Raw genomic sequence first — 26,036 nt, 5'->3', positions numbered from 1 at the left:
AAAAGAGCGGCGGACCGATCCGGCCCGCCGCTCTTATATTCTATCCAAAAAAACCGATCTACTTGGAGATCAGGCAGCTTCCGCCCGCTGCGCGATACTGTTCGCAGAGTGCTGCGGCCTCGTCCTTGGAACCGGCCGGAATGCGGACACGATAGAAAGTGCCCTTGCCGGCGATATCGGCCCTGCGGATCTCATGACTGCGGCCACTAAGCACGCTGGCGAATTTCTTCGACAGGTTGGCATAGGATTTGGTCGCCTCGTCTTCCGAAGGCAGCGAGGCGATCTGGATGCCGTAGCCGCCGGCGGATGCGGCCTGCTGCGGCTTTGCGGCGACTGGCGCTGCGGCCGCGACCTCAGTCGTCTTCGGCTGCTGCGCGGGCGGGCGGACATTGCCCTTCTCGGTCACGGTGCTGACAACGTTGACGGGCTGATCGGCTGGACGGGCGGTGGGGATCGGAGCGGTATCGGTGATCGCCGAGCTCTTGACCGGGCGCACCGGTGGAGCGACCGGGGCCGGGTTTGCGGCCTGCGCATCCGCACTGCCGGCGAGCGACGGCTGTACCGGCGCGGTTTCGATCGGGGCTGCAGAACGAGCATCGGCAGAAGCAACCTCGGCGCTTGCCGGGAAGCTCGCAGCCGTTCCACCGACCGGCGGCACGGGCGGGGTCGACTGAGCCGTCAACGGTGGCTGAGCCGGCGGCGTCGGCTGGGCAGACTGTGTCGCCTGGGCAGACTGCGTCGCCGGGGCAGACTGTGTCGCCCGGGCAGACGGCGCCGGCTGATCGACGGGCGCCGGTTCCTCGCGGGCGACCAGTGTACCGTCAGGCTTGACGATCATCGTGCGGACCTTGCGCGGAGAAACCGACGGCGTCTTGTCGGCGTCGCTTGCGAGAGCCTTGTCGGCGTTGTCCTGGTCCGGCAGCAGACGCGGATCCTCCGTCTCACCGACCGCAGTCGGCGTGACCTGATCGTCGGCGTTGGCGTTCTCGTCGTCCTCAGGCAGCGCTTCCGGTGTCAGCGTGCGCTGGACGACATCGACGGGCGCCTCGTCGGATGAAACGAGCGCCTTCTGCTTCGGCTCTTCGGCAGAACCCGCAACGCGGTCGTAAACGGCCTTATCCTGGTTCGGCACGGTCTTGCCGCCAGGATTTTCCGGAACGACCTTGACCGGCTCCTTGTCGGCGGTGATCACACGCGGCTCACCGGACGCGACAATGCCGAGCCCCTCGCCGTTCCAGACGGAGGAATAGACGCCATAACCGACGGCGGCAAAGACCACGAGCACGACGGCCCCGGCGAGCAGCCGACGCATCGACCGGGCGCGGCTGAAATCAGCGGCCTGGCTTGCCGATTCGATCCGAACTTCGGAGGTCTCACGGCGCTCGACCGGTTCACGCACGCTGCGGCGGAAATCCTCCTCCAGCGCCCGTTCGAAATCATCGAGGCCGTCGGCGATGGTAGGCTTGACAGGCTTTGCCGCGGCGGCAGCCGTATCCCGGGCAGGCGCCGGTGTTTCCCGCGGCTTGGCCGGTTCAAAGAAGCTGGCGATCTCTGCGTCGAGATCGAACTCGTAATCTGCGGTTTTGGCGACCGGGGCGGGCTGCTCCACTGGCGGCAGCGCCGGCACGTGCATGTCGTCGACGGTCTCGGGACGATCCTCCGGGTCAGAGATCATCGCCGGATCGAATGGCAGGTCTTCGGTTGAGTCGCCGGCGGACGCCCAATTGAAAGACGGAGCCGGTGCTGGAGCCTGCGGCTCGGGAACGTAGGCCGGAGCCGGACGCGAGGGGGCAGCATCCTGCTGGTAAGCCGGAGTTTGCGGCTCAGGAGCAAAAACGGGAGCGGACCGAGGCGGGACGGCCGCGGCCTGCTGGGGAGCAGGCGCCGGCACCTCAGGCTGCGGCGCGGGCTCGGACGGCTCGGAGAAATCGAGATCGGCGAGCTCCAGCTCGATGCCGGCAAGATCCAACTCAAAATCATGGCCGGCGAAGGGGTCTTCGGCTTCCGGTATCGGCAGCGGCGCCCGCGAATATGCCGTTGCAGCAGGCTCTGGCGCAACGACCTCTGCAAGCTGCGGCGCGACTGGCCGTGCGGCTTCAGCTGCATAGACCGGAGCAGGCCGGACGGACACTGCGGCGACTGGTGGGGGGGCGATCACCTCGGTCTGGACAGGTGCGTCTGCCACGGGGGCGGCAGGAATGGGCGCGGCCTCGATCGATGTGGGCGGCGGCGTGACGGGCGCCGGATTGGCACGTTGCGGCACCGGATAACGCGAGACGTCGGCAAGCAGATCGTCAAGATCGAAAGTGCCGGCGGTGTGCGGAACATCAGGCACGACCTCGGTCAGCGCGGCATCGGCCTGGATCTCGCCCTCGACGGCGGCGGCGATCAGATCGAAACCGGCATCGGACCCGAAATCCTCCGGTTCCTCCTCGACTTCGATGAATTCTTCGGCCTCCGCAGTCTCTTCCGGCGCGATCACCTCATCATGGCGGTCGAGTTCGGCGGGGAAGCCAAGCGACGGTGAAGCGGATTCGAATTCCTCGGAAGGCTCTATAGCGGCGACAGGCGCCGGCGGTTCGATGAAAAGTCCAGGCTTCAGGACAGGAAGATCGACAGACGGCACTTCAGCTGCCGGTGCTACGACCGTTTCGGCCACAAGCTCCGGCAAAACAACCGGTTCTTCGCGTTTCGGAGCATGGAAATTGGCAAGCGGTAGCCGGATGCTGGCAGCCGACCATTGCGGCGCCTTGGCGGGCTGCGCCAGCGAAGAGACGGGTGCGGCGCCGATCGACAGCTCAAGCTCCTCGATCAGATCGCGTGCACCGCCGAATGCTGATTGCAGCGATGCATCGGGCTCGGGGGAAAGCTGCTCCGCCCAGTCGGCTGCCGCAGGCACAGCTGCTTCTTCAGCCTCAACCGCGGCGACGGAAACCGGCTCAGGAACCTCCGCATTTTCGGCAGCCGGAGAAGTATCGAGAACCGGCTCGACGTAATCTTCAGGCATATCATCAGAGATCGGCTCGGCGGGCCGGTCGAGCTCTGCGAGCGGACGGGGCGAATCGTAACGATCGAACTCACGCCCCAGCTCGTCCTCGAGATCAAGGGCGGGCTCGCGGCGTTCGGCCTCGGTCACCGTATTCGCTGCAACACGCGGCTCGAAGCCGACGATACGGGCAAGTTCAGCCAACGGATCATCGTCGCCAAACAGATCGTTTTTTCCGCGCGTATCATACGCAAGTTGTTTATCAGCCATGCCTATCCCACTCGCAAACGCCAACGCTCAAATGCCAGCGCATTGTGGGGAAATGGTGACGTTATCGCATTTCGTCCGGTGCGGCAGTGCCTGTAATGGCGAGTCCCGACTTCAAAACCGACGCGACAGCGTACACCAGCCCAAGTCTGGCAATACTTGATACTCGGTTTTTATCATTAACAAATCGTAATTCCGTCTGATCTTTACCTTTGTTCCAGTGCGCGTGGAAGGAACTGGCGACGTCGTAGAGATAAAAAGCGATGCGATGCGGCTCCTGCGACTGGGCCGCTGCCTCGACGACACGCGGGAATTCAGCAAGCTTGGCGACGAGCTGCAATTCGGCCGGATCGCCAATGCCTGCAACAGTTTTCGCGAGTTTCTCGGGCGAGACATCGAGGTCGGGAAAAGCCTCCCTCGCCTGCCGGAAGACCGACATGCAGCGAGCATGCGCATATTGCACGTAGAAGACTGGATTATCTTTCGATTGTTCCGTCACTTTGGCGAAATCGAAGTCGAGCGGTTCGGAATTCTTGCGGTAAAGCATCATGAACCGGACCGAATCACGGCCGACTTCTTCGACGACGTCCCGAAGCGTGACGAAATCGCCCGAACGCTTCGACATCTTCACCGGTTCGCCGTTGCGATAGAGCTTGACGAGCTGACAGAGCAGCACAGTCAGCTTCGCCTTGCCGTCCGAAACGCCACGTGCAACCGCTTCCAGGCGTTTGACGTAACCGCCATGGTCAGCGCCAAGCACATAGATCATCTCGTCGAAACCACGGTCGAACTTGTTCTTGAAGTAGGCGACGTCGGCGGCGAAATAGGTGTAGGAGCCATCCGACTTGATCAGCGGCCGGTCGATATCGTCGCCCACCTCGGTCGAACGGAACAGGGTCTGTTCGCGATCCTCCCAGTCCTCGGGAAGCTGGCCCTTCGGCGGCGGCAGCGTGCCCTTGTAGACATAGCCCTTGAAGGTCAGGTCGTTGATCGCGGTGCGGATCGCGGCCGCGCCATTGGCATGCAGGGTGCGTTCGGAGAAGAAGACGTCGTGATGGACGTTCAGCGCCGCCAGATCGTCCCGGATCATCACCATCATCGCATCGATCGTGCGGTCCTTGACGATCGGCATCCATTGGTCTTCCGGCATGTTGTGCAGCCGCACGCCGTAATCGGCGGCAAGCGACTGGCCGACGGGCACGAGATAGTCGCCGGGATAGAGACCCGAGGGGATTTCGCCGATCTTTTCGCCGAGCGCTTCGCGATAGCGCAGGAAGACGGAGCGGGCGAGCACATCGATCTGCGAGCCGGCGTCGTTGATGTAATATTCCTTCTCGACACCGTAACCGGCAAAAGCGAGCAGGTTGGCAAGCGCGTCGCCGACGACGGCACCCCTGCAATGGCCGACATGCATCGGGCCGGTCGGGTTGGCCGAGACATATTCGACGTTGACCTTCCTGCCGTTTCCAAGCGTCGAGCGACCGTAATCGGTACCGGCACCGATCATCGAGGCGAGCAGCCGCTGCCAGTAGCCGACGGCGAGACGGATGTTGATGAAGCCCGGACCCGCGACCGAGACATCGGCGACGTCGGAATCCTCTTTCAGCTTGGCGATGATGACATCGGCCAGCGCGCGCGGGTTGGTTCCGAGCGGTTTTGCCAGCACCATCGCGGCATTGGTCGCGACATCGCCATGGCTCGCGTCACGCGGCGGCTCGACGGTGATGCGGCCGAAATCGAGCTCGGATCGCTTTTCCCTGACCAGATCGATCTGTTCAAGGGCGGTTTTGATCCTGGCTTCGAAGTCGGTAAAAAGGTTCATCGCACTCTTCCATGCATAGGCTGTGCCAAAGGCTCAAATCGGCCCTCGGCGTGGGCGACCGCTGCCTATCGCAAATCAGGAGTGTGGTCAAACAACCGCCTGTGGGCGCTGATCGCATAGGTGTCGGTCATGCCGGCGAGATAATCGCCGACATGGCGGGCCTTCGGCGCATCGGATAGGCCGGCGATATGATCGACCCAGTAGTGGCTTTGCATCTCTTTCGGATTGGCCATGTAGGCGGCAAAGAGATCGGTGACGATCTGGGCAGCACCGGCACGGATGCGCATGATATCGGGATTGCGGTAGATGCGTTTGAAGAGCATCGCCTTGATCTGCCTGTCGGTCTCGGCCATCCTCTCGGAAAAGGTGGCGATAACCTGGCCGGCGCCGCGAATATCGTCTGCACTCTCAGGGCGCAAGAGGGACAGGCGCTGCTGCGCGACGCCGATCACGTCTTCGACCATGCGGGTGATCTGGCGGCGCATGATCTCATGGGTGAAGCGGCTCGGCTCCAGGTGCGGATATCGCTCCCTCACCTCGGCCATTAGCCCGGCAAGAAACGGGATTTCCTCCAGCATGTCGAAAGTCAGGTAGCCGGAACGCAGGCCATCGTCGATATCATGGGTATTATAGGCGATGTCGTCGGCGATCGCCGCGACCTGGGCTTCGAGGCTGGCATAGCTTGCAAGCTCGAGATCGTGCAGCTCGCAATAATCGAGGATCGGCTGCGGAACGGGACCGTGCGTACCCACTCCATCAGGCGTCAGAAGCGGACCATTGTGCTTGACGAGACCTTCCAGGCTTTCCCATGTCAGATTGATGCCGTCAAATTCGGCATAACGCCTCTCCAGCTTGGTCACGATGCGTAGCGATTGTGCATTATGGTCGAAGCCGCCATAGGGCAGCAGCACCTCGTGCAGCGCATCCTCGCCGGTATGGCCGAACGGCGTGTGGCCGAAATCGTGCACGAGCGCCACACCTTCGGCCAGATCCTCGTCGAGCTTCAGCGCGCGGGCAAGAGCGCGGGCGATCTGCGCCACTTCGATCGTATGCGTCAGCCGGGTGCGGTAATGATCGCCGTCCTGGGCGATGAAGACCTGGGTCTTGTGCTTCAGCCGGCGGAAGGCGGTGGTGTGGACGATGCGGTCGCGGTCACGCTGGAAATCGGAGCGCGTCGGGCTTCCGTCCTCCTGATAGAGCCGTCCGCGCGTCGTCCAGGGGTCGGCCGCATAAACCGCCCTTTCACTGCTGCCGAAACCCAAAGCACGCGTATCGATCGTCATTCTTCACCGTCATCCTGCATGTTGCCGCTTCCGCCCATTGACGCCGCTTTGTGCTCTTCATACCTATAGGTCGATGAAACGGCAAAGAGGCTCTTTCCTAATCGCTTCGGCGCATCATCGCCTTTTCGCGAAGATCATGGTAAGTTTCTTTGATATCAGGCATTTGAACATTCAAGTGCCCAAACCCATTCTCTCCGGATCTTGACCCCGGCAGGAGGAAATATGACGGATACAAGTGTAACCCTTTCAGATGCCGCGGCAAAGCGTATCGCAGCCATCGTCGGCGCCGAAGCCGGCAAGAGCGCCTTGCGCGTTTCCGTCGAAGGCGGCGGCTGTTCGGGCTTTTCCTACAAGTTCGATCTTGCCGACAGCGCAGCGGACGACGACATCATCGTCGAGAAGAACAATGCCAAGGTGCTGATCGACAGCCTGTCGATCGTCTACATGGCGGGCTCAGAGATCGACTTCGTCGACAATCTGCTTGGCCAATCCTTCCAGATCAAGAACCCGAATGCAGTGGCAAGCTGCGGCTGCGGCACCAGTTTCTCGATCTGAACGTCTAAACGCACGGACTCCTCATCAAACCGGCCGAAGAATTCCTTCCGGCCGGTTTATCGTCTTGTCCGCCGGTGAAAGACCGCGATAAAAGAAGCGCACTAAAGTGCGCTGCATCGACGCTGCTTCATGCGGTGCGCTTTAGCCCTTTGTTTTTATGCCTGTCGTTATCCCAGAACCGCTGCACACTTCTGGGCGACATGCAGTATGCGGAACGGGACAGAGCCATGAAGATCGCGACCTGGAATATCAACGGCGTCAAGGCGCGCATCGACAATCTCACGCAATGGCTGAAGGATTCCGATCCGGATATCGTCTGCCTGCAGGAGATCAAGACGGTCGACGAAGCTTTCCCGCGACTGGAGATCGAGGCGCTCGGCTATCATGTCGAGACGCACGGCCAGAAAGGCTTCAACGGCGTGGCGATCCTCTCCAAGAGTTCACCTTTCGAAGTGAATCGCGGCCTGCCCGGCGATCCGCTGGACGAACAGGCGCGTTTCCTCGAAGCGGCGTTCACGCTGTCCGATACGCGCATCCTGCGCGTCTGCTGCATCTACCTACCAAACGGCAATCCTGTCGAAACGGAGAAATATCCCTACAAGCTCGCCTGGATGGAGCGTCTAAGGACGTTCGCTGCTGAACGGCTGGCCTATGAGGAGATGCTGGTTCTTGCCGGCGATTACAATGTCATCCCGGAACCGCACGACTGCTTCGATCCCAAGGTCTGGGAAAACGACGCACTGTTTCTGCCACAGACCCGGGAGGCGTTCCGCAGGCTCGAAAATCTCGGGCTGACGGATGCGGTGCGCGCGACGACGGATGCGACGCAGTTCTATTCCTTCTGGGATTATCAGGCCGGCGCCTGGCCGAAAAACAACGGCATCCGCATCGATCATCTGCTGCTATCGCCGGAAGCTGCCGACCGAATGACATCGGCTGCGATCGAAAAACACGTGCGGGCCTGGGAAAAGCCGTCCGACCACGTGCCTGTCATCGCCTATTTCGATTTGGCGGGCTGAGCGTCCGATCGGCGCTTAGAGCGGTTCAGCTTTTACGGGCGCAGGACCGCTCTAGCCTTTTGTCTTTACGCAATTCCGGACGGAAAATCGCTTCGCACTTTTCCTGGAATTGCTCTAGTCGTCGGTCCCGCTCGCGATGGTGTGCGACAGTGATACCGCCGTGCGTCGGTCGGATTCGTTGGCAACCGAGAAGGCTTGCTCCTGCAGCGCTTCCATCCAGCCGCAGTCCTTGGGTTTGCAGCGGTCGAGTGCTGCCGTCATCAGCGCCAGGCCGCGAGCCGTCTGGCCTTCGTCGAACAGAATATTGCCGAAGACTGCCATGGCGCCAGGATGGCCACTCTTGCGGGCCTGGTTTAGCCATTTCTTGGCTTGCTGCGGGCTGGCATTGCCGCCCTCGCCGGCCAGCATCATCTGCGCCAGTTGGAACTGCGCCTCGGGCACGCCAAAGGTGGAGGCCACCTGAAAATAAAGCTGGCGCGCCTGGCTGAGGTCGATCCTGACCGGGCTGCCGGCAATGCCATGCTTGTAATAGCTGGCGAGCGAGAGCAGCGCGTTGACGAAGAAACCCGTATCTTCCGAACCAGGTTCGACGCCCTGCTGGGCGATCTCGCTATAGATCTTGAAGGCTTCAAAATCATCCTGCGTGACACCGTCGCCGTCGGCATACATGTTGGCGAGCGCCCAGCGCGAGCCGGTGTGCCCCTTTTCGGCGGCGTATTTATAAGCTTCGACCGCCTCTTCCTTCTGGCCGTTCTTATAGGCCTTGAAGCCGAACTTGAAGAGATCGAAGGGTCCGGATTCCTTGCTGACGCCGCCTTTGATGTCGAATGCGCGGCACGGACCGGACAGCGCCAGCGCTATAGACATGCCCACCAGCATGAATTTGAACAGTTTGAACTCGGACGTCACCATTTCAACCGATTTCTTTCGCTCATCTCAGGCAGGCGGCAACGGCGCTCATGCCGTGCATCCCGCGGATGTATTCCTTCGAGGCGAGCGATCCCGCGGCGAGCTCCATGGCTCCTTTGCCCGCGTCGCATCCAGCCCACTGGCCTTTTCCCAAAGGCGGTATTCTCAGCGCATCTTCCAGAACCACCCGGCTCCCGGCATGGCCCGACTGCAATCTCCGTGGCACTCTTTCGGCAGGCGCGGCATCCCGCCTTCCCGCCTTTATCGCATTCGTAAACGGCAAATGTGACGAAACCGGTATCGACCTTTCGGCAAAGCCGGGCCGCTCAGCTGAGCGGGTCGAAAATAACGACAATGAATGGATCGACGACTTCGTCGCGAGGCCGGATTGGCGGCTGGAACAGCCTTGTTCGAAAAGCGAAACGACCGCAATCAAACGATTGTTGCCAATCGCGCCGCACGATCTGATGTACCCGGAAAAAAATCGACCCATGCTACTATTTACACGCACCGTATGCCTGCCATTTCCTCACTCGCAAATATCGCTGCGCCCTCTTTGTGGCGGGAAATGGACAAATTCGCCCCGCCACCACCATACGCCAAACGTCGTAAAAATGTGTTGCTGAATCGTCACAAATTGGAACGTCGATTTGTCTTGCCGCCGCCCAGAGAAAAGCGCGGCAAACTGCCGGGCTCTAAGACTTCTACTTGGGTCGCAGGATCAGAACTTGATCTTTACGCTGGTGGAAAGGGCAGCCACCAGATCGTCGCCGAAGGAATCAGAGACGTCGTTGCCGTAAGTCCGGCCATTATAGACAAAGGTGCCGGATTCACCGGCGGTCATAATGCCGAGCGCGCCGGCCAGGCGCCATTCGACATTTTCGACCGGAGTGTAGGCAACGCCTGCACCAAGCGTCCAAGTGTCGGTCTGGGCGCCATATCCCTGGCTCGTGCCGCGATCCCAGGTCAGGCTGAGGGCGCCCGCCCATTGGTCGTTGAACTTGTGGCCGACGCCACCGCTGATCGTCCAGCCGTCGCGGTAGAAGAGATCGAGCGAGGTGAGTTGGCTGCTGGCGGTGCAGGCGACGACGCCCTTGGTAGCCTTCGGGCAGAAGGAAATCGACTGCAGCACGCTCCAGTTAGTCCACTTGACCGAACCGAAGGCGAGCCAGTCAGGCGCGATGCCGCTCTGCAGCTTGAGTTCGACGGAATCGGGCGCCTCGGCCGAGCCGTATACCGGGGTCACGACGCCGAGGTAGGGATTGGTGGGACTGACGGCCTTCGGCACCTCTGTCAGGTCGACCGTGCCTGTGAGATCGTCGTACTTGACCTTGCTGTTGTAGACCAGGCTGGCGCGGAAGGCATATTCCTCGATTTCGTAGGCGATGCCCGCCCGCCATCCCATGGCTTGGTCGGCAAGATCCAGACGGCCGGTGCCATCATAGACCAGTGCCGCCGCCCCTGTGATCGGCGCGACGAGGCGTGTCTTGAAACCATCGACCGTCTGATAGAAGCCGCCACCGATCAGGCGAAGCTGGCCGGGGCCCATATCGAAACGATAGGAGCAGGTAGCGCCGTAGTTGCGGGTGCTGATCTTGGTTTCGATGTTGTCGTTGACGCCCAGCCAGTCGGCGCCGGGATTGGTGTGTGCGCCGAAGGGTGTCGAAAAATCGCCCATACAGTCGATGGCATCGCCGAAACCGACCTTCACCCCCAGATAGGGGATCCAATAATCCTCCGTATCATCCGCCGTGGTCGAACCACCGCCAATGCCGTTCGTGCCGAGGCCATCGGTGGGATCAGTGTCCTTCACGTTCTTCAGCTTGCGCTGCGGCATGACGTAGGTCGCGCCGGACTGGACGGCGAACCTCGAATTGTCGAAGAGAAGGTCAATGTTGTATCCGCCACGCTCCAGCCCCCCGGCGAAGGACGGCGAGGCAAGCGACGAAAGAAGAACGAGCGATGTTATGCCCTTGGAAAACCTACGAGATGCCATTGTGTCTCCCCCACTCCAGCAATTGATGTGACCCCACTCTAGTAAGTGTTCGCGTGATATGGCAACGCGCCTACGGCAGCGCTCCCGGGCATTGCAACGACCAACTTACGTAAAGAAATTGACGGACACGTCAAAAAACCTGGTTAATAAAATTTTATTCCAGACTTGCCTAATTTCAGGTGGGCTTTTGGGTTTTCATTCCAAATATTGCCGAAGCTGTATCAATCCCACAACAGTGGCAGTTTTCGCCATCTGGACGCCCGTTCAGCCTCAATCCACAGGCTCAGCGCCCGAAATTAGCCGAATTCACGACCGAATCGCGTGTGCCCAGAACGACAAAAAGACGCGCCGGCAGAGGGCGCGTCCTTGAAATAACTTACCAAAATGGGTTGGTGAAACTTACCCGGCTTCGCTCACCCTGGAAAGAGCGATCCTCAAGCTTGCGATCTGACCCTTCAGTTCCTCGAGACGATCGCGTTCGGCATCGACCACGTCGGGATTGGCGTTGGCGACGAACTTCTCATTGGAGAGCTTGCCGCCGATGCGGGAGATCTCGCCTTCCATCTTGGCAATCGCCTTTTCCAAGCGAGCCTTTTCGGCGGAAAGGTCGATCAGTTTGCCGAGCGGCAGGCAGATGGTAGCTTCGGCGACGACGATCTGAGCGGCACCCTTGGGCGCATCCTCAGCCAGCGATATCGCCTCGACGCGCGCAAGCCGCTTGATGGCGGCGTCGTGGCGGAACAGCCTTTCGCGTGTCAGGTTATTGGCCTTGACGACGACGAGCGGCGCTGTCGCCGACGGCGGCACATTCATTTCGGCGCGCACCGAGCGGATGCCGGAAACGAGGTCGATCAGCCAGTTGATCTCGTCGGCCGCTCCGTCGTCGGCATAGGACGGCGCCGGCCATTCGGCATGGCAGACCAATGTGTCGCGCTCTTTACCTTCGCCTGCCGTATGCGCCCAGAGCTCCTCGGTCATGAAGGGCATGAAGGGATGCAGCAGCTTGTAAATCTCTTCGAGAACATAAGCGCTACAAGCCTGGGCCTCAGCCTTGGCGCCCTCGTCTTCGCCATTGAAGACCGGCTTCAAGAGCTCGAGATACCAGTCGCAGACCTCGTTCCAGACGAAGCGATAGAGCGCGCCGGCGGCATCGTTGAAGCGGAACGCTTCGAGCGCTTCCGTAACGTCACGTTCCGTACGGGCAAGTTCCGTCAGGATCCAGCGGTTGATGGTGAGTTCGGCGGCCTCCGGCACGAAGTGCGGGTCGCTCTTCGCACCATTCATCTCAGCGAAGCGCGTGGCGTTCCAGAGCTTGGTGCCGAAATTGCGGTAGCCGGCGATGCGGGCCGGATCGAGCTTTACGTCGCGGCCCTGCGCCGCCATGATTGCCAAGGTAAACCGCAGCGCGTCGGCGCCGTATTCATCGATCAGTTCCAGGGGATCGATGACGTTGCCCTTCGATTTCGACATCTTCTGCCCATTCTTGTCGCGCACCAGCGCGTGGACATAGACGGTCTGGAAGGGCTCGACGGGTTCGCCGTCCTCGTCCTTCATGAAGTGCAGGCCCATCATCATCATGCGGGCAACCCAGAAGAAGATGATGTCGAAGCCGGTAACGAGAACATTGGTCGGGTAATAACGCGCCAGCTCCGGCGTCTCGTCCGGCCAGCCGAGCGTCGAGAAGGGCCAGAGTGCTGAGGAGAACCAAGTGTCGAGCACGTCCTCGTCACGCGTCAGGATCTCGCCCGGCTTGAAGTTTTCGAGCAGGTCCTCGACATAGGCCTTCATCGGCCCCTCGTGTGAGAGGTAATGCTGGATCGCCGCCTGCAGCGCCTCTTCCTCGGTCTTTTCAACGAAAACCTGGCCGTCCGGGCCGTACCAGGCGGGAATCTGGTGACCCCACCAGAGCTGGCGGGAGACGCACCAGGGCTGGATATTCTCCATCCATTCGTAATAGGTCTTGTCCCAGCTCTTCGGCACCATCCTGGTGCGGCCTTCGCGCACCGAAGCGATCGCCGGTTCGGCGAGTGTCTTGGCATCGACATACCATTGTTCGGTCAGCCGCGGCTCGATCGGCACGCCGCCGCGGTCGCCGTGCGGGACCATATGCTTGTGCGGTTCGATCTTGTCGACCAGGCCCGCCTCTTCGAAAATCTCGACAATGACCTTGCGCGCATAGAAACGGTCCTGCCCTTCCAGGCGATCCCAAGCGCCATGCAGCGCCGCCGCATTGTCGAGACCTTCGAGAAAGTCCTCATTGTCCTTGATGGTGATCGTGCCGTCGCCATTCATGATATTGATGACACGAAGACCTGCGCGCTTGCCGACGTCGAAGTCGTTGAAATCGTGCGCGGGCGTTATCTTCACCGCGCCGGTGCCGGCAGCCGGATCGGCATAATCGTCGGCAACGATCGGAATCCTGCGGCCGACGATCGGCAGAATGACATGCTTGCCGACAATGCCCTGATAGCGTTCATCCTTCGGATTGACAGCCACACCGGTATCGCCCAGCATGGTCTCCGGTCGTGTCGTTGCGACGACTACATAATCGCGCGTCTCGAATTCGGTCGGCTTGCCTTCTTCATCGAAAGCGATCGGGTACTGGTAGGTTACGCCCTTTTCCAGCGGATAGCGCAGGTGCCAGAGATTGCCCTTGACCTCGTGCTGCTCGACTTCGATATCGGAAATCGCCGTCAAGAGCTTCGGGTCCCAATTGACCAGGCGCTTGTCGCGATAGATCAGGCCCTGCTTGTAGAGCGTGACGAAAACCTCGAGAACGGCCTTCGACAGGCCCTCGTCCATGGTGAAACGTTCGCGCGACCAGTCGCACGACGCACCCAGGCGTTTCAGCTGGTTGAAGATCAGGCCGCCCGATTCAGCCTTCCATTCCCAGATCTTGTCGATGAAGGCTTCGCGGCCCATGTCGCGGCGTCCCGGCAGCTGCTGTTCCATCAGCTTGCGCTCGACGACCATCTGCGTGGCGATGCCGGCGTGGTCCATGCCCGGCTGCCAGAGCACGTCCTTGCCGCGCATGCGCTCGAAGCGCACCAGGATGTCCTGCAGCGTGTTGTTCAGCGCATGGCCCATGTGCAGCGAACCGGTGACATTCGGCGGCGGGATCACGATGGTGAAGGTCTCGGCCCCGGCTTTGGCGTTCGCGCCGGCGCGGAAAGCGTCCGCCTCATCCCATATCGCGGCGATTTTCGGTTCGACGGCGGCGGAATCATAGGTCTTGTCGAGCATTTTCTGACCAATTTCGAGGTTCGAGGATGGGCGTTTGTAAATAGGATGGTCTCGGCCAAGTCAATAAAAAAGCCGCCCCGGAGACCGGAGCGGCTTTTCAGGAAAAAGCAATCCGATCAGCGGCGCGGGCCGCGGGCCACGCGCTCGATTTCCTCGCGCACCAACCGCTCGACCAGTGTCGGCAGATTATCATCCAGCCACTCGCGCAGCATCGGGCGCAGCATGTCCTCCGCGATCTCGTCCAGCGAGCGGCGCTCGGCACCGTCGATCGCGGCGGCGAGCTCCTCGAAAGAGCGGCTGATCTGCAGGCCGGCATCCTCCGAAAGCAGCGTCGGCTGGACCTCGTCCATAACGCTCGGCAGGAAACGGTCAGTCGACGATTGAGCGGGCGCCATGGCCGGCGGCGCTGTTTCGATAGCAGGCGCTGGCTCGGCGACGGCCACCTCAGGCGTTTCCATAACAACCGGCTCGGCCGGCTGCTGGATTGCAACAGGCTGAACGGGCGCTGCGGCAGCCGCGAAAACAGGCTGCGACTGCTGCGGCTGTGGTGCCGCGGCGCGCGGCGGTTCCGGCGTCACGGCCGGCTGCGGTTCGGGCTGGCGGAAACCGCTCGGAATTTCGCGCAACGCCTGACCGGCTTGCACGGCGCTGCGCTCGGAGGCAGCGCGCACGCGGGCGGCGACATCGGCAAGCGACAGCGCGCGGGCCGGCACTTCGGCTTCGGGAGCGGTGCCTGCCGAATTGGCGGCGACGAAACGCGGATCGGAGGAGCGCATGACCGGTTCGGGGAACTCCACGCCGGCATAGGTGTCGTCGACCGTCAGATGAATTTCGGAGCTGTTGTCATCCTCGTCGGCGCCGTAGACCGGTGGCAGGGAGGCGGAAATCGCCTTGCCGGCGCCAGGCTCATTGCTTTCGATGATCTGACGGATGGACGCCAGAATTTCTTCCATGGACGGTTCACGCGCTACACTTGGCTGAGCCATTTCTATCCCCGTTATTCCAAAACAACGACCGGATGGTGTGGAGCGTTCATCCGAATCACCACGACCTTAGAATACCCCAGGCGTGAAAAAAATCATCGCGAATCAAATGAATGCGGCCATGCACAGTTTTGTTACCTGATCTTTGCCACCCGCAAAGCCTGTTGCAATTTTGCGGCGGCGACATCCGATGAAAAAGAATTTGAAGCGCATAACATCCGTCCGATCGGCTGTGGCGGCGTCAGGGTAGATGATGTTTGTGAAGGCTTTCCAGCGGCGCTGATAAAAAACGGGCGCCGATGGCGCCCGTCGCTGAACGTCATCGACAAGAACGATGTCAGAAAACGAATTCGCGCGCCTTGGCGAAGCCCGGCAACGGCTTGACCGAGGCATTGAAGAAGACGTTTTCCGAAATGGCGCCGCGCTCGGCGACGAAGACCTTGGCGCGGGCGGCATTGCCGTAACCTTCGACGGTGACCAGACGGCCACCATCGCGCAATTGCCCGAGAAGGGCGGCCGGAACCTCTTCGACTGCGCCGTTGATGAAGATCAGATCATAGGGAGCGCCGGCAGCGTAGCCCTGTTCGAGCGGCCCGGTCACGACCTCGACTTTGGCGTAGCCAGCCAGTTGCGCCTTTGCTTCAGTGGCTAGGGTCTCGTCACATTCAAGCGCGATGACGGAGCCGGCAATGATCGATAGCAGCGCCGATGTGTAACCGGTGCCGCAACCGACTTCGAGCACGAAATCATTCTTGGTGATCGCGGCCAGCTGCAGCAGCTTGGCGAGCGGCGACGCTTCCATCAGGAAGCGGGCCGGCTTTCCCGGTGCGGCGGCGGAGATCTCGATATCGTTGTCGATATAAGCCAGCAGTTTCGCCTTCTCCGGCACAAAAGCCTCACGCGGCACCGTGAGAAACGCCGTCAGCACGGAATGCGAGGTAACGTCCGTCGTGCGAACCTGGGTATCGACCATCTTTGCGCGCGCTGCTTCGAAATCCATCATGTCCTCTCGCTCTTAAAAAGCGGTTCCTGTCCCTCGTCTCTTAATCTCCGCCACGGATGCTTTCAAGGCTTGGCAGCCGCCGGCGAAAAGAATCCGGCCGGCGCCTCATCCGCGCCACAGGGGCAGGATGGACGCTGCAACCCCAGCGTGGAACCTTCCGCCCCTTCATGTTATGATCTGCATCGGAGGAAATAGGAGGAGCAGGCCATGTCTGCGATTTTCGAATATTTCACGCTGTTCGATTTCTTCATCGTCGCAGCGCTCGTCGGCATATTCTGCTGCGGGTTGCTAGACGGCGAAACGACCTGGAGACGATAGGGCACCGAAGCGAGCTCGGATATCTCCTGCGTGGCGCCTGCGGCAATCTCATGCCGGCGGGCGCAGGCCTGATATGCGTCTGTTTCATTTGAAATCCAGCACCAACAGCCGCATGCGCATTAACGTTACGTCAACCATTTTGTTGCGCCGCCCTCGCCTTCCGCTATGGGTGTGCGCATGCAAACCTTCCTGATCCAATCGCGCTACATAGAAGCGCTTCACTACAACGCCGATGCCCGCCTGCTGCTGATCAAATACAGCAGCGGCGACATTCGCAGCTTCACTTGCGTTTCGCCGCAGGGCATGCGGCGGCTGCTTGGCGCCGGCCCCGAAATCGATGACGGGCCTGAATTGAGCGATCTGGAATATCAAGCTGAAATTCGCAAGGGCGGCCTGAAGGCGCTCTACCGCCTCGCGGGAATTAATCCGTCACAGTTCGATTTTTCGCCGAGCCAGCGGGTTTGGTAGCTTAGCAAACGGCGATGCTGCACCGTTGAGCCGGCAGCGTTTCACATAGATTCTGTCATGTGGAGATGTTTGAGGTCCAGAAATTCGCAAGCGGGCGGCGTCAAATGGTTAGCGAGTTTTCGGCCACACCTTAGCTGAAATATTTCCCTTGAGAAATCAAAGGCGGCTGCCACACCCTGCCACACCTCAGAGGAATGCAAAACTCGCCAAGATGCCGTCTGAAAGCAGCACCGTCCCCCGCCGGTGCATATCATCTCCTAAACCCTGTTGAATAACCGCGCACTTGGTAACCACGTCACAAAAGTCCAGAAATAGTGCTTGTGCAAATTACTCGCGTGGGCTGAAGCTAATTACTTGGGTGGGGAGAATCAATGAACATAATTAATCACGCAGGCATGTCCTCTGCGGCTGCCATAGCGTCACTGGACGAAGATGTTATTCAGCTTCTGTATATGACAGCGAAGGAAGTCGATCTCTGCTGTCTCATGACTGATGGGGAATGGGAAGATTACGACAAAACGGTTGTAAATCGTGCATGTGATCTTGGCCTCGTCACCATTCATAGTCCTGGTGGCGGATGGAGTTACGTCACCGGCTGGCGGCTCACAAAGCTCGGCAAAGAAACAATAGGAATCCCGGTCAAGCTTGGCATCCTATCGCGCCTTCTCGCACTCTTCACCCGCCTCAAACTCTATTCGACCTCATAAAACGCCGCATTGTCCTGCCACGTCGACCACACTCGAGGTCTTGCGCGATAGCAAGAAGGAAACGCCCTTCGCAGCCGGCGAACGCCTGACGGTGCCGCGCAATTGTTCGACACTAGGAAGGACGGCAAGGCAATCGCTCCGAACATCGCCCGCCTCGTCGAGCCCGTCGCCGTCCATACAGACGGCCACGCGACCGCGACGCCCGAGGAGCTGGCCGAAGTGCATCGAAACCATGGGATGCGCTCCAAGTCCCTCCTGTGTGTCGCTATCATGATGTTCCGAGTGTCAGATGTCTCGCAGCTCGGCCCGCAGCATCGCCGCAGGGACATGTTCAAGCTTCGCCTATTCAAGATCTGCAACCGCAATCCACACGACATCGAGATCCCCATCCACCCCATCACCGAGGCGGTGCTCGCCATGAACAAGGTGACGGACCTCACCTACATCGCCACCGAATTCGGCAGGCCGTTCTTCATCAAAAGTCTCGGAAACAGAATCTCGGATTGGTTCTGTCGGGCCGGCCTCGGCCACCTCACCGCCCATTCAGTCCGCAAGGGACTGGCGGCCGACGTTGCCCACAACCGATAGCATGCTCGAGGCGACGTTCGCCTGGCGCGATGGAAAGACCTCAAAATTTATACGAAAAATGCCGATCACGCCCGCCTGGCCGGCAGACGGTCGCACGAATCAACTGGGACGGCGTCGGCACGAAACTGCTGGCGCTGACTGACGAAAGCGACGTGGCGAACGGATAAACCGGGAGCACACTGCCACACCTGGCTTTTGGTGTGGTGGAACGGTTCAAGTTCGAACTGCCACACCGCGGATATTACCAAAGTTTTACAAACACTTATCGATGCGGTGAAAAGATATTGGAGGCCTCGCCCGGAATTGAACCGGGGTACAAGGATTTGCAGTCCTCTGCGTCACCACTCCGCCACGAGGCCTCACGGGCTCGTTATCCGAGCCGTGGCGAGCGTTTAGAATGATCGTAAGGAAATCGCAAGAGGGCATTTCGGAAAAACGCCATTCCGCTGCTGCCGAAACGACCATTTTTGTCATCCCGAAATGGCACGCGCGCGGGCCGGAATTTCCATGGCCATGACGATGCCCCATTTCCTGCCAATGATGGCATTTGAAACAAATTCTTGACTTGACTTCGATCCTCCTCCGGGACTCAATTATTTTCGGGAGGGTATAGGAGCTTGCGATGGATTGGGCTGCCCTCAAATCGAAGCACGTACATGCGGCATACGACGCCGAAACCCGGGATCTCTATGTAAAGTTCCCCGGTTCTCCGCCTTTGAAGCATGCGGATATTCCGTTGCACGTCTACCATAACCTGCTGGAAACCGATGATCCGCACTTCTATTACAAATATTATGTAGCGCCGTGTCGCGTATCACCGGGCCGTCGACAACCGGTCTCCGTGGCGTCCTATGCAGTCAAGCTCGTCCTCCTCCTTGCCGCCTGCAGCTTGTTGCTGGCGACAGGTCTTGATCCGGACCATGGCGGGACTTTCGAGGAAAGCGAACTCAGATCGAACTAGATGTGCATAGGCTGCACGCCCAGCTCAATCACAGGGCTTGCGACACCGCGGCTAGTTCCCGCGCTGAAATTGTCACTTCTGTTCTGAGAACGATAGCGGCGGTCGTTCCGCTCGCGGTCGTTCCTCCCATCACGCTCGTTCCGACCGTTAAAATTGCGATAGTTGCGAGGTCCGTTGTAGCTGCCGCCTTGACCTTGGTCGACCACGCAGCCTTCGGGACGGCGACAGATGCCACGAGCGTCAAAGCCGCGGCTGTCTACTTGGGCCTCGGCGGAAATGCCTGAGAGGACAGCTGCCGACAGGACGAAAACAAAAAATGCCTTCATTTCCTCACCTGCATCATTGTGGCGCGTTTTCGCATTTTACGTTCCATAAACCACGAATGCGAAAGGCGATCCACTGTTCCACAAGACCCGTTCTGGGGTGGCCGTCAATCAGCGGGTCTCCGGCGTCTGTGCCACCAGACCGCCACACGCCGTCGCAGCCGGCGCGCGAACGGCAGATCGTGTGAGAGCACGAGGAAACCGAGCGGCAGCATCCAGAAGCCCAGGATGGGCAGGAAACCCAGTAATCCGCAGAAAATGAGGGCCACGCCGAGCGCCATCCGCGCGATGCGCGAGCGCGGCATGCCGATGCTGAAGGAGCCGAGCACAAGCTTGCCGCTTGCATGATCGATGCCGAAGCGCCCTGCCCGCGCCTTGCGCTTTTCGCCGCTGTTTGTCTCACCACGATCATTCACGTTTGTCATTCCCCTGAGATGGGCGCAGGCAACTCAAATACAAGTTCATTTCATTTTTTTGAAAAAACCGCTTGGCAAATCGGGAAAGCATTTGTATTAGCGCATTCACACCGCGCCAAGCAGTGATCCCTGGTAGCTCAGCGGTAGAGCATTCGACTGTTAATCGACAGGTCGCCGGTTCGAATCCGGCCCGGGGAGCCATTTTTGGAAATAAGTGCCTGTTTTTGTTGAGAAATCCGAAAGCAGGTACTTGCTTCCCCACTTTCCCTCCCCGCTTTTGGAACGTCTTTTCCACGGTTGCTCCACAGGAAGATCGTATGCTGCCGAATTGCTGTTTCGAAAAACAGGTTTAGCTTCGGGTTGCCAATCCGAGTCGTTAGGAGCAGTTGGTGGAGGGCGAACAAGAAAAAACAACGAGCGACGTCGGCCGCTGCTCTCAGTGCGGCAAGCCACCTGTATGGCAGATTGGCGCATTGCCGCTTTGCGTGGATTGCTATCACAAATTCACAGTTTCCAGGACCCTCGACTTTCGCATTGCGGCTATTGGAATGAATTTTGCCGCCGAGGAGATGGACCACTTGGTGCCATTCGGAGGCCAGTCGCCAAGAATCCAAGTTCCAGACATTCCAAGAGGACCTACGATCTTGAACAATATCAAAGTCGACAACAGCGTGGTGGGATCGATCAACACCGGCAACGTTGAATCGATCGACGTAAACATCTCATATTTAAGAAAGGCCGGAGGCGACGAGGTGAGCGCAGCACTCGTTGAGCTCACAGAGGTGATTGCCCGCGCGACGGACATCGACGATGGCCAGAAGCAAGCACTTCTGGACCAAGTGGAATTCGTAAGCGAGCAGGCGGTCAAGGGTGCGGACGGAAGACGACCAGGCATGATCTCAGCCGCTCTTTCCGCATTGGATTCAACCTCCAAAGCTACGGCATCGCTGTCGGCGATCTGGAGTAGCGTGCACCCAATCCTGCGGCATTTCTTTGGAATGAGCTAATCAGATGACAGATCAACCGGAAGGACAGAGATTTTCACAAGTTTATCTGAGGCGTGCTGATTTGTTGCCTGATAGCCCACGGATGCGAAACCGCGTCGCACTGGTCATTGGAGCACTTGGCGATAGGGACGAGCTCCGAAGCTTCGGACAGCTTATTGAAAGCGAACAGGGCATCCTCGTCGGCCAGACCGTTCACGGGTTCCAATGGCCGCCAATCATCCAAGGGATGGAGCTTCGCGACGTTCTTGATTCGATTACAACCATCTATAACGCGATTTCACACTACGATAACGCAAGGCAAGAACACAAACGAAAGCTGTTCCTCGACAACTGCCGCAGGGTTTTCAAAGAAGAACAGGTCCGCTATCGCATCGACGATAGGGGCGGCGTTCATTTCACGATCGATGAAGAGTTCGAAGCTGTGCGCATCTCCACCATTTCAGGGCTGGGCGCCTCCCGCTACAATGGCGTGCGGTCGCTCTATGAGGATGCCTTTGCGGCCTTGGACAACACGCCGCCAGACGGAAAAGCTGCGCTGCGATCTGCTTTCTTCGCCGCGGAGAGCCTGTTTCGCCTGATGTTTTCCTCCGCTCACCAACTGAGTTCGAGTGAAGTGCAGAAGCATCTGGAACCACTCGTCAGCAAGATTTACGCAAACCAAAAGCCCGCAATCAACTTGGCGCAAAAGCTCGTTGCATCGCTAAGGGATTGGATCGACGGAGCGCATTTCTACAGACATGAGCCAGGTGAGGAGGAGCCGGCGCAGCCACCGCTCGAGTTAGCTATCTATATGGTGAGCGAGGCCGGAGGTCATTTGCGCTGGCTTGCAAAGCTCGATGCTATGGCCGCCGGTTCATAGAACGACGAGCAGCCGGCCGGCGCGCCGCTGGTGTAGTCGCGGGTGGTGATCGCGCCGGCCTATGGTGTTGGTCCCGCCGCCGATGCGGCTCGGCAGCGGGCTAGCGAAGGTCTATGACCCGCGCCTATGCGCGCAGGGCGGCGCACATTCGATTAATTCCCAGAACTCTCCGCGGCGGTAGGTCTTGAACATCAGCCAATCCATTCCGGACCCGCGCATTCCATTGCACTCGCGGCAAGCAGCCGCCATGTTGTCGCGGCGCGTCCATCCCTTGCGGCGATTGGTCGTCAGATGTTCGAGCGTTGCCGCGTCTGGCCGGTTCTGACCCCGACCGCGTGGCACGATGACGATGGGTCGATCACAATAGCAACAACGCCCGCCTTGCTTCTCGAATATCCGCCACCGACATTCCGCTGCTGCTGAAGGAAGAAACCAAGGCCGACAAACGCCAGCAGCGGGAGGACAAAACGGCAGAGTTCCAGGAGAAAAGGAACTTAGCCGCGCTCCGAAAGGCCCGCCCGGCGAGGAACAAGGTCAAGGGTGAATGACCGACAATACCCCTCGCCTCATTGGCCGCAAGGATGCCGCTGCTTACTGCGGCATCGCCGAATCGACGTTCTCGCTCTGGGTGGCCACTTACAAGATGCCGCCATGCATCCCTGGCACTCGCAAATGGGACCGAAGGGCGATCGACGCCAAGCTTGACGAGATCAGCGGTCTCGGCGTGAATGACAATGAAGATCCCTATGAAAAGTGGATGCGAGAAAATGCGGGTTAAGCTCAAAGGGGTGGCATCTCCACCGTCTCGATGCCGGCCAACAACACATTACATCGCTTATCTTCACCAAATCGGGCGTGTGGAGGAGATATAGGCGGTTTTTATCATTAGCCCCGCCATCTCGGCGGGGCTGTGATGTGCAGGTTTAGCCGACAGTTCTTAGAACTTTACCCCAATCCCGAACTTGAGTTCGTTCTGATCGAGATCGACGTCAACACCGAGAATGTCCTTCTTGCCAAAGTCATTGTAGCGATATTCACCACGGGCGAAGATATTGTTGGTGATGGCGAAGTCGACGCCGGCTCCGACGGTGTAGCCGTTGAAGGTCTCCGTTTCCTTGTCGAAACCAGGCAGGTCGACGTAACCACGCGTCGCAGTCCAGCCGGCTGCGCCATAAATCAGCGCCTTATCGAAGGCATAGCCGACACGACCACGAACAGCGCCAGCCCAATCGGTCCCGATGTCTGCCCCTAGCGCGTCCTCTTCATTCCAGTTGTATTCGAGGTTGCCCTCGATACCGACGACAATGTTATCAAACTGGAAATTGTACCCTGCGAATCCGCCGAAGATGCCGCCGTTGAAATCCTCAGAAGCGCTGGCACCGCCGGCGCTGAAGTCACCGTTAAGCCATCCGGCGCCACCATCGATACCGAAGTAGGGACCGGACCACGTGAAAGTAGGAGCGGCCGCAGCGTCCTGGACGACATCGGCGGCAAGGGCGGTGGTTGCGACAAGTGCGAGTAACGTTGTGGCGATAGTCAACTTCATTTCTGTACCCCATTGCGTAATAATACAACCGAAGGATAATCACCAGATCAACAAAAAGCTGTAGCAACTAGGACACACTCCCGAGATTGTACGGGTAGTGCAAGTTGCGCGCGGTGGAGGGCCGGCGATCTTCGCGCCGACATGACATTCGCCATTCCAGCGCTGGCAAAACCGAGAGCGGCCGTCTTCCGTTTAACCGAGCAATAGATCCAATGAAGCGCCGGCGTCTTCTCGACTTTAGATGGCGATTCTGATTTTCTCTTTGCACGCTGTGTTTGGAGAAAGTGATAGAAGAAGCCTTCTACAACAAACTTGGAAACGATCGCATAACAAGCTGATGACCACACCCGACACCGCCACCCTTCTAGAAGACGCCGCCGATCGGATCGCAGATATCTCACGCGCCGATCTGCAGATCATGCTTCGTCGGGCAGCGCTGCGGCTGCGCAACGCTGGCGGCGTCTCGATGGAGGATGATATCGAAGAGGCATTGCGGAATCTCGCCGGCGAGTTCGGCATGACGCGGAATGACACGATCAGGTTCATCGTCCGGGAGTGGATGGAGAAGAACACTTATCTGCCCGTGCATGCCCTGGACGAAGATGGAGATGTGGACGGGAATGGTTGACGGGCGTTATGCTTGACAGACTCCGCCCACTCCCACTAAGACGCGCCCCGCCCCTTCGATTGGGTTTTTCAGGCATAGTTCGGGGCAAAGGCTGGACGTAAATGATTTTTAAAAGTTTAGCCGGGGTTGATCTTTTCTTTCGCCTTCAAAATCAGAACTTTATCAAACGATATGAGAGCCATATTAGCAGCCCGCCCCTCGATATGGCTGTTTTGTCTATGGCGATCTTGTTTCTTTGGCTGACCAGAGGAGGCGTACTGGATTACATCGCCCCGCACCTAAGATACTTGTTGGTTATTCTACCGAAATACCACTATGAACTGCCATGGCTGGCGGAGAACCATCCAGAACAGGTCGCCCTTTACACATGTCTTTCGTTTTCTCTGATCACATTTACGGTCGTGAAGACACTATTGTTTTCGATTTATATCGTTTCCTCCCGTTTGAGCCGAGAAATTATAGTTGCCGATCTAAAAAGAGTTGTGAAAGCGGACTTGGCATCCGTGCTCACCTTCGTTTCGTTAATTTTTCTCATTCCTTTGCCGATCTACGGTGCAGGCGCTTCGACAACAGTTGTCGGAAATGCGTATTCCCTCACCTTTTTCAATATACTTTTTCTAAAGATGCTGAGCGGTGGGATCTCGTCGACGGTTTTGCTGGCCAAGAGAATCAAAAGGCCGAACAGAAGGGATCAAGGGGAAGTTACTAGCAAAGACTGAGGGTGGCTGTTTGCCGATCGACGAGGCTGGCCGGTGTTGAACCTTAGCGTATGTCGTCCAACTCATAAACCGGCAGTTGATCAGCGGCTTCGCGAAGCCCCTTATAAGAGGCATGCCGCAGCTTTCCGTCATGCGTCCAGGCTCGATATTCAATCTCCGCAACAAGTTCCGGCCGGACGAAGACCGCATTCCGCTTCCGTCCGGTGTCGACGGCGGGCTTGCCGATGATCAGCTTGTCCATGTGCTCCCGGAGCTCGGCGGCGGATCGTTCGTTGAAGCCCGTTCCCACTCCCCCGACATAGACGAGCTCGTCTCCTTTGCGCGCGGCGAGCAGCAGCCGGCCAATCCCCCCAAATGATGCTGTCGATTTCTCGTATCCAACGATCAGGAAGCCGTCGCTTTGGAAGCATTTGATCTTCAGCCAGTCGCCAAGACGGCCGGAGCGATAAGGCGAGTCACGGCGCTTAGCTACGATGCCTTCGAGGTCGTGCTCACAGGCGATGCGCAACAGCACTTCACCATCAGCCTCGATCTCCTCGGATAGCCGGATAGCTTCTTCGCCGCCGGCAGGTACCAAGCCCTCGAGGAGATGGCGCCGCGCACCAAGCTCGGTCTGCCTCATGTCCCGGCCGTCAAAATAAAGCAGATCGAACGCCATAAGGACCGCTTCGCGTGACATTCTTTTTCCGCCGCGGCCGCCAAGCGATTGCTGAAGCCTGCCGAAATCCGACCTGCCACGCTCGTCGAATACAACGGCCTCGCCGTCCAGAATGGCCGTGGCGACAGGAAGACGCCTCGCCTCGGCGGCGATCGCCGGGAAACGTTCGGTCCAGTCATGGCCGCCGCGCGTCAGGATCCGCACGCCCGATGGCTCGATGTGGATGGCCAGGCGGTAGCCGTCCCACTTCACCTCAAAGGCCCATTGAGGGCCTTTCGGCGGCTTCGGCTTTAGGAGAGCAAGACACGGCTCAATGCGATCGGGCATAGGATCGAGGGGAAGGTTCGGCTGCGCGGGATTTCGCGGCTTGCGCGGCCGGGATCGAACCGGCTTGTCAGCATCCTGCAGGAGCGGCTTTGGTTTCGGCGGCTTTGTCATGCCTCCATCCCATCAGCAACGCCTTAAAAAGCAATTGACCCAGATTGATTATTGACTCGCATTCGCAAGCGAACATAATAAGAACATCGGCGCTGCGGCCGCCAATCTGAAATTGAAGCATGGAGCGCGGATATGCGAGAGCAGCCGATCGGCGAAGCCGTGGAAAACGATGAGCGTGACAAGGTGATTGCCTACCACAGAGGCGATACCCACGCAGCTATAGACACCCTGCTGGAGGATATTCGCCACCTTCGCCGGCAATTGACGTTGGCAGAAGGTGCCATGAGCCGAGGCATGACCCGCGGATGGCGGCCGCGCTACGATCGAGACTGAC

The 26,036-nt window shown here is 59.1% G+C and carries 26 protein-coding genes and 2 tRNA genes; 13 read left to right on the top strand and 15 right to left on the bottom strand.

Going from position 1 to position 26,036, the window contains the following annotated elements; all coding sequences use genetic code 11:
• Window positions 1-58: 58 nt before the first annotated feature.
• From ACIPSK_RS02610 to ACIPSK_RS02600, 3 genes are all read right to left on the bottom strand, one after another.
• Window positions 59-3,256, bottom strand: coding sequence for an SPOR domain-containing protein (locus tag ACIPSK_RS02610; RefSeq protein ID WP_162118728.1), 3,198 nt, complete (start codon window positions 3,254-3,256; stop codon window positions 59-61).
• 61 nt (window positions 3,257-3,317) lie between these two features.
• On the bottom strand, window positions 3,318-5,075 hold the full coding sequence (gene argS, locus ACIPSK_RS02605; protein ID WP_162118729.1) for an arginine--tRNA ligase: 1,758 nt from the start codon (window positions 5,073-5,075) through the stop codon (window positions 3,318-3,320).
• Between the two features lie 65 nt (window positions 5,076-5,140).
• Window positions 5,141-6,358, bottom strand: coding sequence for a deoxyguanosinetriphosphate triphosphohydrolase (locus tag ACIPSK_RS02600; protein WP_162118730.1), 1,218 nt, complete (start codon window positions 6,356-6,358; stop codon window positions 5,141-5,143).
• A 222-nt stretch (window positions 6,359-6,580) separates the two neighbouring features.
• On the opposite strand from ACIPSK_RS02600, the gene erpA reads away from it, so the two are divergent.
• Together erpA and xth are read left to right on the top strand one after the other, a co-directional pair.
• The gene (gene erpA / locus ACIPSK_RS02595; protein WP_017964047.1) at window positions 6,581-6,913 is read left to right on the top strand and encodes an iron-sulfur cluster insertion protein ErpA; all 333 of its coding nucleotides are present in this window, start codon (window positions 6,581-6,583) and stop codon (window positions 6,911-6,913) included.
• 227 nt (window positions 6,914-7,140) lie between these two features.
• A complete protein-coding gene (xth, locus tag ACIPSK_RS02590; protein ID WP_017964046.1) occupies window positions 7,141-7,932 on the top strand; it encodes an exodeoxyribonuclease III in 792 nt (263 codons plus the stop codon).
• Window positions 7,933-8,046: 114 nt separating this feature from the next.
• On the opposite strand, the gene exoR is transcribed toward xth, so the two are convergent.
• From exoR to ACIPSK_RS02560, 6 genes are all read right to left on the bottom strand, one after another.
• Window positions 8,047-8,844: an exopolysaccharide production regulator ExoR gene (gene exoR, locus ACIPSK_RS02585; protein WP_162118731.1), complete on the bottom strand. Its 798-nt coding sequence runs from the start codon at window positions 8,842-8,844 to the stop codon at window positions 8,047-8,049.
• A gap of 19 nt (window positions 8,845-8,863) precedes the next feature.
• The gene (locus tag ACIPSK_RS02580) at window positions 8,864-9,334 is read right to left on the bottom strand and encodes a hypothetical protein (RefSeq protein ID WP_246709903.1); all 471 of its coding nucleotides are present in this window, start codon (window positions 9,332-9,334) and stop codon (window positions 8,864-8,866) included.
• 228 nt (window positions 9,335-9,562) lie between these two features.
• The gene (locus tag ACIPSK_RS02575; RefSeq protein ID WP_162118732.1) at window positions 9,563-10,837 is read right to left on the bottom strand and encodes an OmpP1/FadL family transporter; all 1,275 of its coding nucleotides are present in this window, start codon (window positions 10,835-10,837) and stop codon (window positions 9,563-9,565) included.
• Between the two features lie 399 nt (window positions 10,838-11,236).
• Window positions 11,237-14,080 (bottom strand): valine--tRNA ligase, encoded by a 2,844-nt coding sequence (locus ACIPSK_RS02570; protein WP_162118733.1) that lies wholly within the window; start codon window positions 14,078-14,080, stop codon window positions 11,237-11,239.
• Window positions 14,081-14,196: 116 nt separating this feature from the next.
• Entirely contained in the window at window positions 14,197-15,066 is an 870-nt protein-coding gene (locus tag ACIPSK_RS02565) for a DUF2497 domain-containing protein (protein WP_017964042.1), read from the bottom strand.
• 334 nt (window positions 15,067-15,400) lie between these two features.
• A complete protein-coding gene (locus tag ACIPSK_RS02560; RefSeq protein WP_170280553.1) occupies window positions 15,401-16,066 on the bottom strand; it encodes a protein-L-isoaspartate O-methyltransferase family protein in 666 nt (221 codons plus the stop codon).
• Between the two features lie 483 nt (window positions 16,067-16,549).
• Here ACIPSK_RS02560 and ACIPSK_RS02555 point away from each other — a divergent pair, with 483 nt between their 5' ends.
• The 3 genes from ACIPSK_RS02555 to ACIPSK_RS02545 all read left to right on the top strand — a co-directional run bounded on the left by ACIPSK_RS02555 (window position 16,550) and on the right by ACIPSK_RS02545 (window position 18,147).
• Entirely contained in the window at window positions 16,550-16,852 is a 303-nt protein-coding gene (locus tag ACIPSK_RS02555; RefSeq protein WP_162118735.1) for a hypothetical protein, read from the top strand.
• A 371-nt stretch (window positions 16,853-17,223) separates the two neighbouring features.
• On the top strand, window positions 17,224-17,559 hold the full coding sequence (locus ACIPSK_RS02550) for a hypothetical protein (RefSeq protein ID WP_017964039.1): 336 nt from the start codon (window positions 17,224-17,226) through the stop codon (window positions 17,557-17,559).
• A 102-nt stretch (window positions 17,560-17,661) separates the two neighbouring features.
• On the top strand, window positions 17,662-18,147 hold the full coding sequence (locus ACIPSK_RS02545) for a hypothetical protein (RefSeq protein WP_162118736.1): 486 nt from the start codon (window positions 17,662-17,664) through the stop codon (window positions 18,145-18,147).
• A gap of 285 nt (window positions 18,148-18,432) precedes the next feature.
• Here ACIPSK_RS02545 and ACIPSK_RS02540 read toward each other — a convergent pair.
• Window positions 18,433-18,506: transfer RNA gene (locus ACIPSK_RS02540), tRNA-Cys, on the bottom strand.
• 263 nt (window positions 18,507-18,769) lie between these two features.
• Between ACIPSK_RS02540 and ACIPSK_RS02535 the strand changes: the two genes are divergently transcribed.
• On the top strand, window positions 18,770-19,108 hold the full coding sequence (locus tag ACIPSK_RS02535) for a KTSC domain-containing protein (RefSeq protein ID WP_017964037.1): 339 nt from the start codon (window positions 18,770-18,772) through the stop codon (window positions 19,106-19,108).
• Here ACIPSK_RS02535 and ACIPSK_RS02530 read toward each other — a convergent pair.
• Together ACIPSK_RS02530 and ACIPSK_RS02525 are read right to left on the bottom strand one after the other, a co-directional pair.
• Window positions 19,105-19,434, bottom strand: a complete 330-nt coding sequence (locus tag ACIPSK_RS02530; RefSeq protein ID WP_162118737.1) for a hypothetical protein — start codon at window positions 19,432-19,434, stop codon at window positions 19,105-19,107. The genes ACIPSK_RS02535 and ACIPSK_RS02530 overlap by 4 nt on opposite strands.
• A gap of 104 nt (window positions 19,435-19,538) precedes the next feature.
• Window positions 19,539-19,856, bottom strand: a complete 318-nt coding sequence (locus ACIPSK_RS02525) for a hypothetical protein (protein ID WP_162118738.1) — start codon at window positions 19,854-19,856, stop codon at window positions 19,539-19,541.
• A 117-nt stretch (window positions 19,857-19,973) separates the two neighbouring features.
• Between ACIPSK_RS02525 and ACIPSK_RS02520 the strand changes: the two genes are divergently transcribed.
• From ACIPSK_RS02520 to ACIPSK_RS02510, 3 genes are all read left to right on the top strand, one after another.
• Window positions 19,974-20,048, top strand: a tRNA-Asn gene (locus ACIPSK_RS02520).
• A gap of 188 nt (window positions 20,049-20,236) precedes the next feature.
• Entirely contained in the window at window positions 20,237-20,854 is a 618-nt protein-coding gene (locus ACIPSK_RS02515; RefSeq protein ID WP_162118739.1) for a hypothetical protein, read from the top strand.
• A 4-nt stretch (window positions 20,855-20,858) separates the two neighbouring features.
• Window positions 20,859-21,713, top strand: coding sequence for a hypothetical protein (locus tag ACIPSK_RS02510; RefSeq protein WP_162118740.1), 855 nt, complete (start codon window positions 20,859-20,861; stop codon window positions 21,711-21,713).
• 111 nt (window positions 21,714-21,824) lie between these two features.
• Here ACIPSK_RS02510 and ACIPSK_RS02505 read toward each other — a convergent pair whose 3' ends face one another.
• A complete protein-coding gene (locus ACIPSK_RS02505) occupies window positions 21,825-22,109 on the bottom strand; it encodes an HNH endonuclease (protein ID WP_409518594.1) in 285 nt (94 codons plus the stop codon).
• A gap of 148 nt (window positions 22,110-22,257) precedes the next feature.
• On the opposite strand from ACIPSK_RS02505, the gene ACIPSK_RS02500 reads away from it, so the two are divergent.
• A complete protein-coding gene (locus ACIPSK_RS02500; protein ID WP_162118742.1) occupies window positions 22,258-22,491 on the top strand; it encodes a helix-turn-helix transcriptional regulator in 234 nt (77 codons plus the stop codon).
• Between the two features lie 159 nt (window positions 22,492-22,650).
• On the opposite strand, the gene ACIPSK_RS02495 is transcribed toward ACIPSK_RS02500, so the two are convergent.
• Window positions 22,651-23,259, bottom strand: coding sequence for an outer membrane protein (locus tag ACIPSK_RS02495; protein WP_162118743.1), 609 nt, complete (start codon window positions 23,257-23,259; stop codon window positions 22,651-22,653).
• A 337-nt stretch (window positions 23,260-23,596) separates the two neighbouring features.
• Between ACIPSK_RS02495 and ACIPSK_RS02490 the strand changes: the two genes are divergently transcribed.
• Together ACIPSK_RS02490 and ACIPSK_RS02485 are read left to right on the top strand one after the other, a co-directional pair.
• Window positions 23,597-23,887, top strand: a complete 291-nt coding sequence (locus ACIPSK_RS02490; RefSeq protein WP_162118750.1) for a CopG family transcriptional regulator — start codon at window positions 23,597-23,599, stop codon at window positions 23,885-23,887.
• Window positions 23,888-23,988: 101 nt separating this feature from the next.
• Window positions 23,989-24,606 carry a hypothetical protein gene (locus ACIPSK_RS02485; protein WP_170261365.1) on the top strand — a complete coding sequence of 206 codons (618 nt, stop codon included), beginning with the start codon at window positions 23,989-23,991 and terminating at the stop codon, window positions 24,604-24,606.
• Between the two features lie 43 nt (window positions 24,607-24,649).
• Here ACIPSK_RS02485 and ligD read toward each other — a convergent pair whose 3' ends face one another.
• On the bottom strand, window positions 24,650-25,702 hold the full coding sequence (gene ligD, locus ACIPSK_RS02480; protein ID WP_162118744.1) for a non-homologous end-joining DNA ligase: 1,053 nt from the start codon (window positions 25,700-25,702) through the stop codon (window positions 24,650-24,652).
• Between the two features lie 132 nt (window positions 25,703-25,834).
• On the opposite strand from ligD, the gene ACIPSK_RS02475 reads away from it, so the two are divergent.
• A complete protein-coding gene (locus ACIPSK_RS02475) occupies window positions 25,835-26,035 on the top strand; it encodes a hypothetical protein (protein WP_162118745.1) in 201 nt (66 codons plus the stop codon).
• Window position 26,036 lies beyond the last annotated feature (1 nt).

The organism is Rhizobium sp. LARHSG275 (assembly GCF_052871115.1).
Note: the sequence above shows the minus strand (reverse complement) of the source record. Positions and strands in the feature narration are given on the sequence as shown.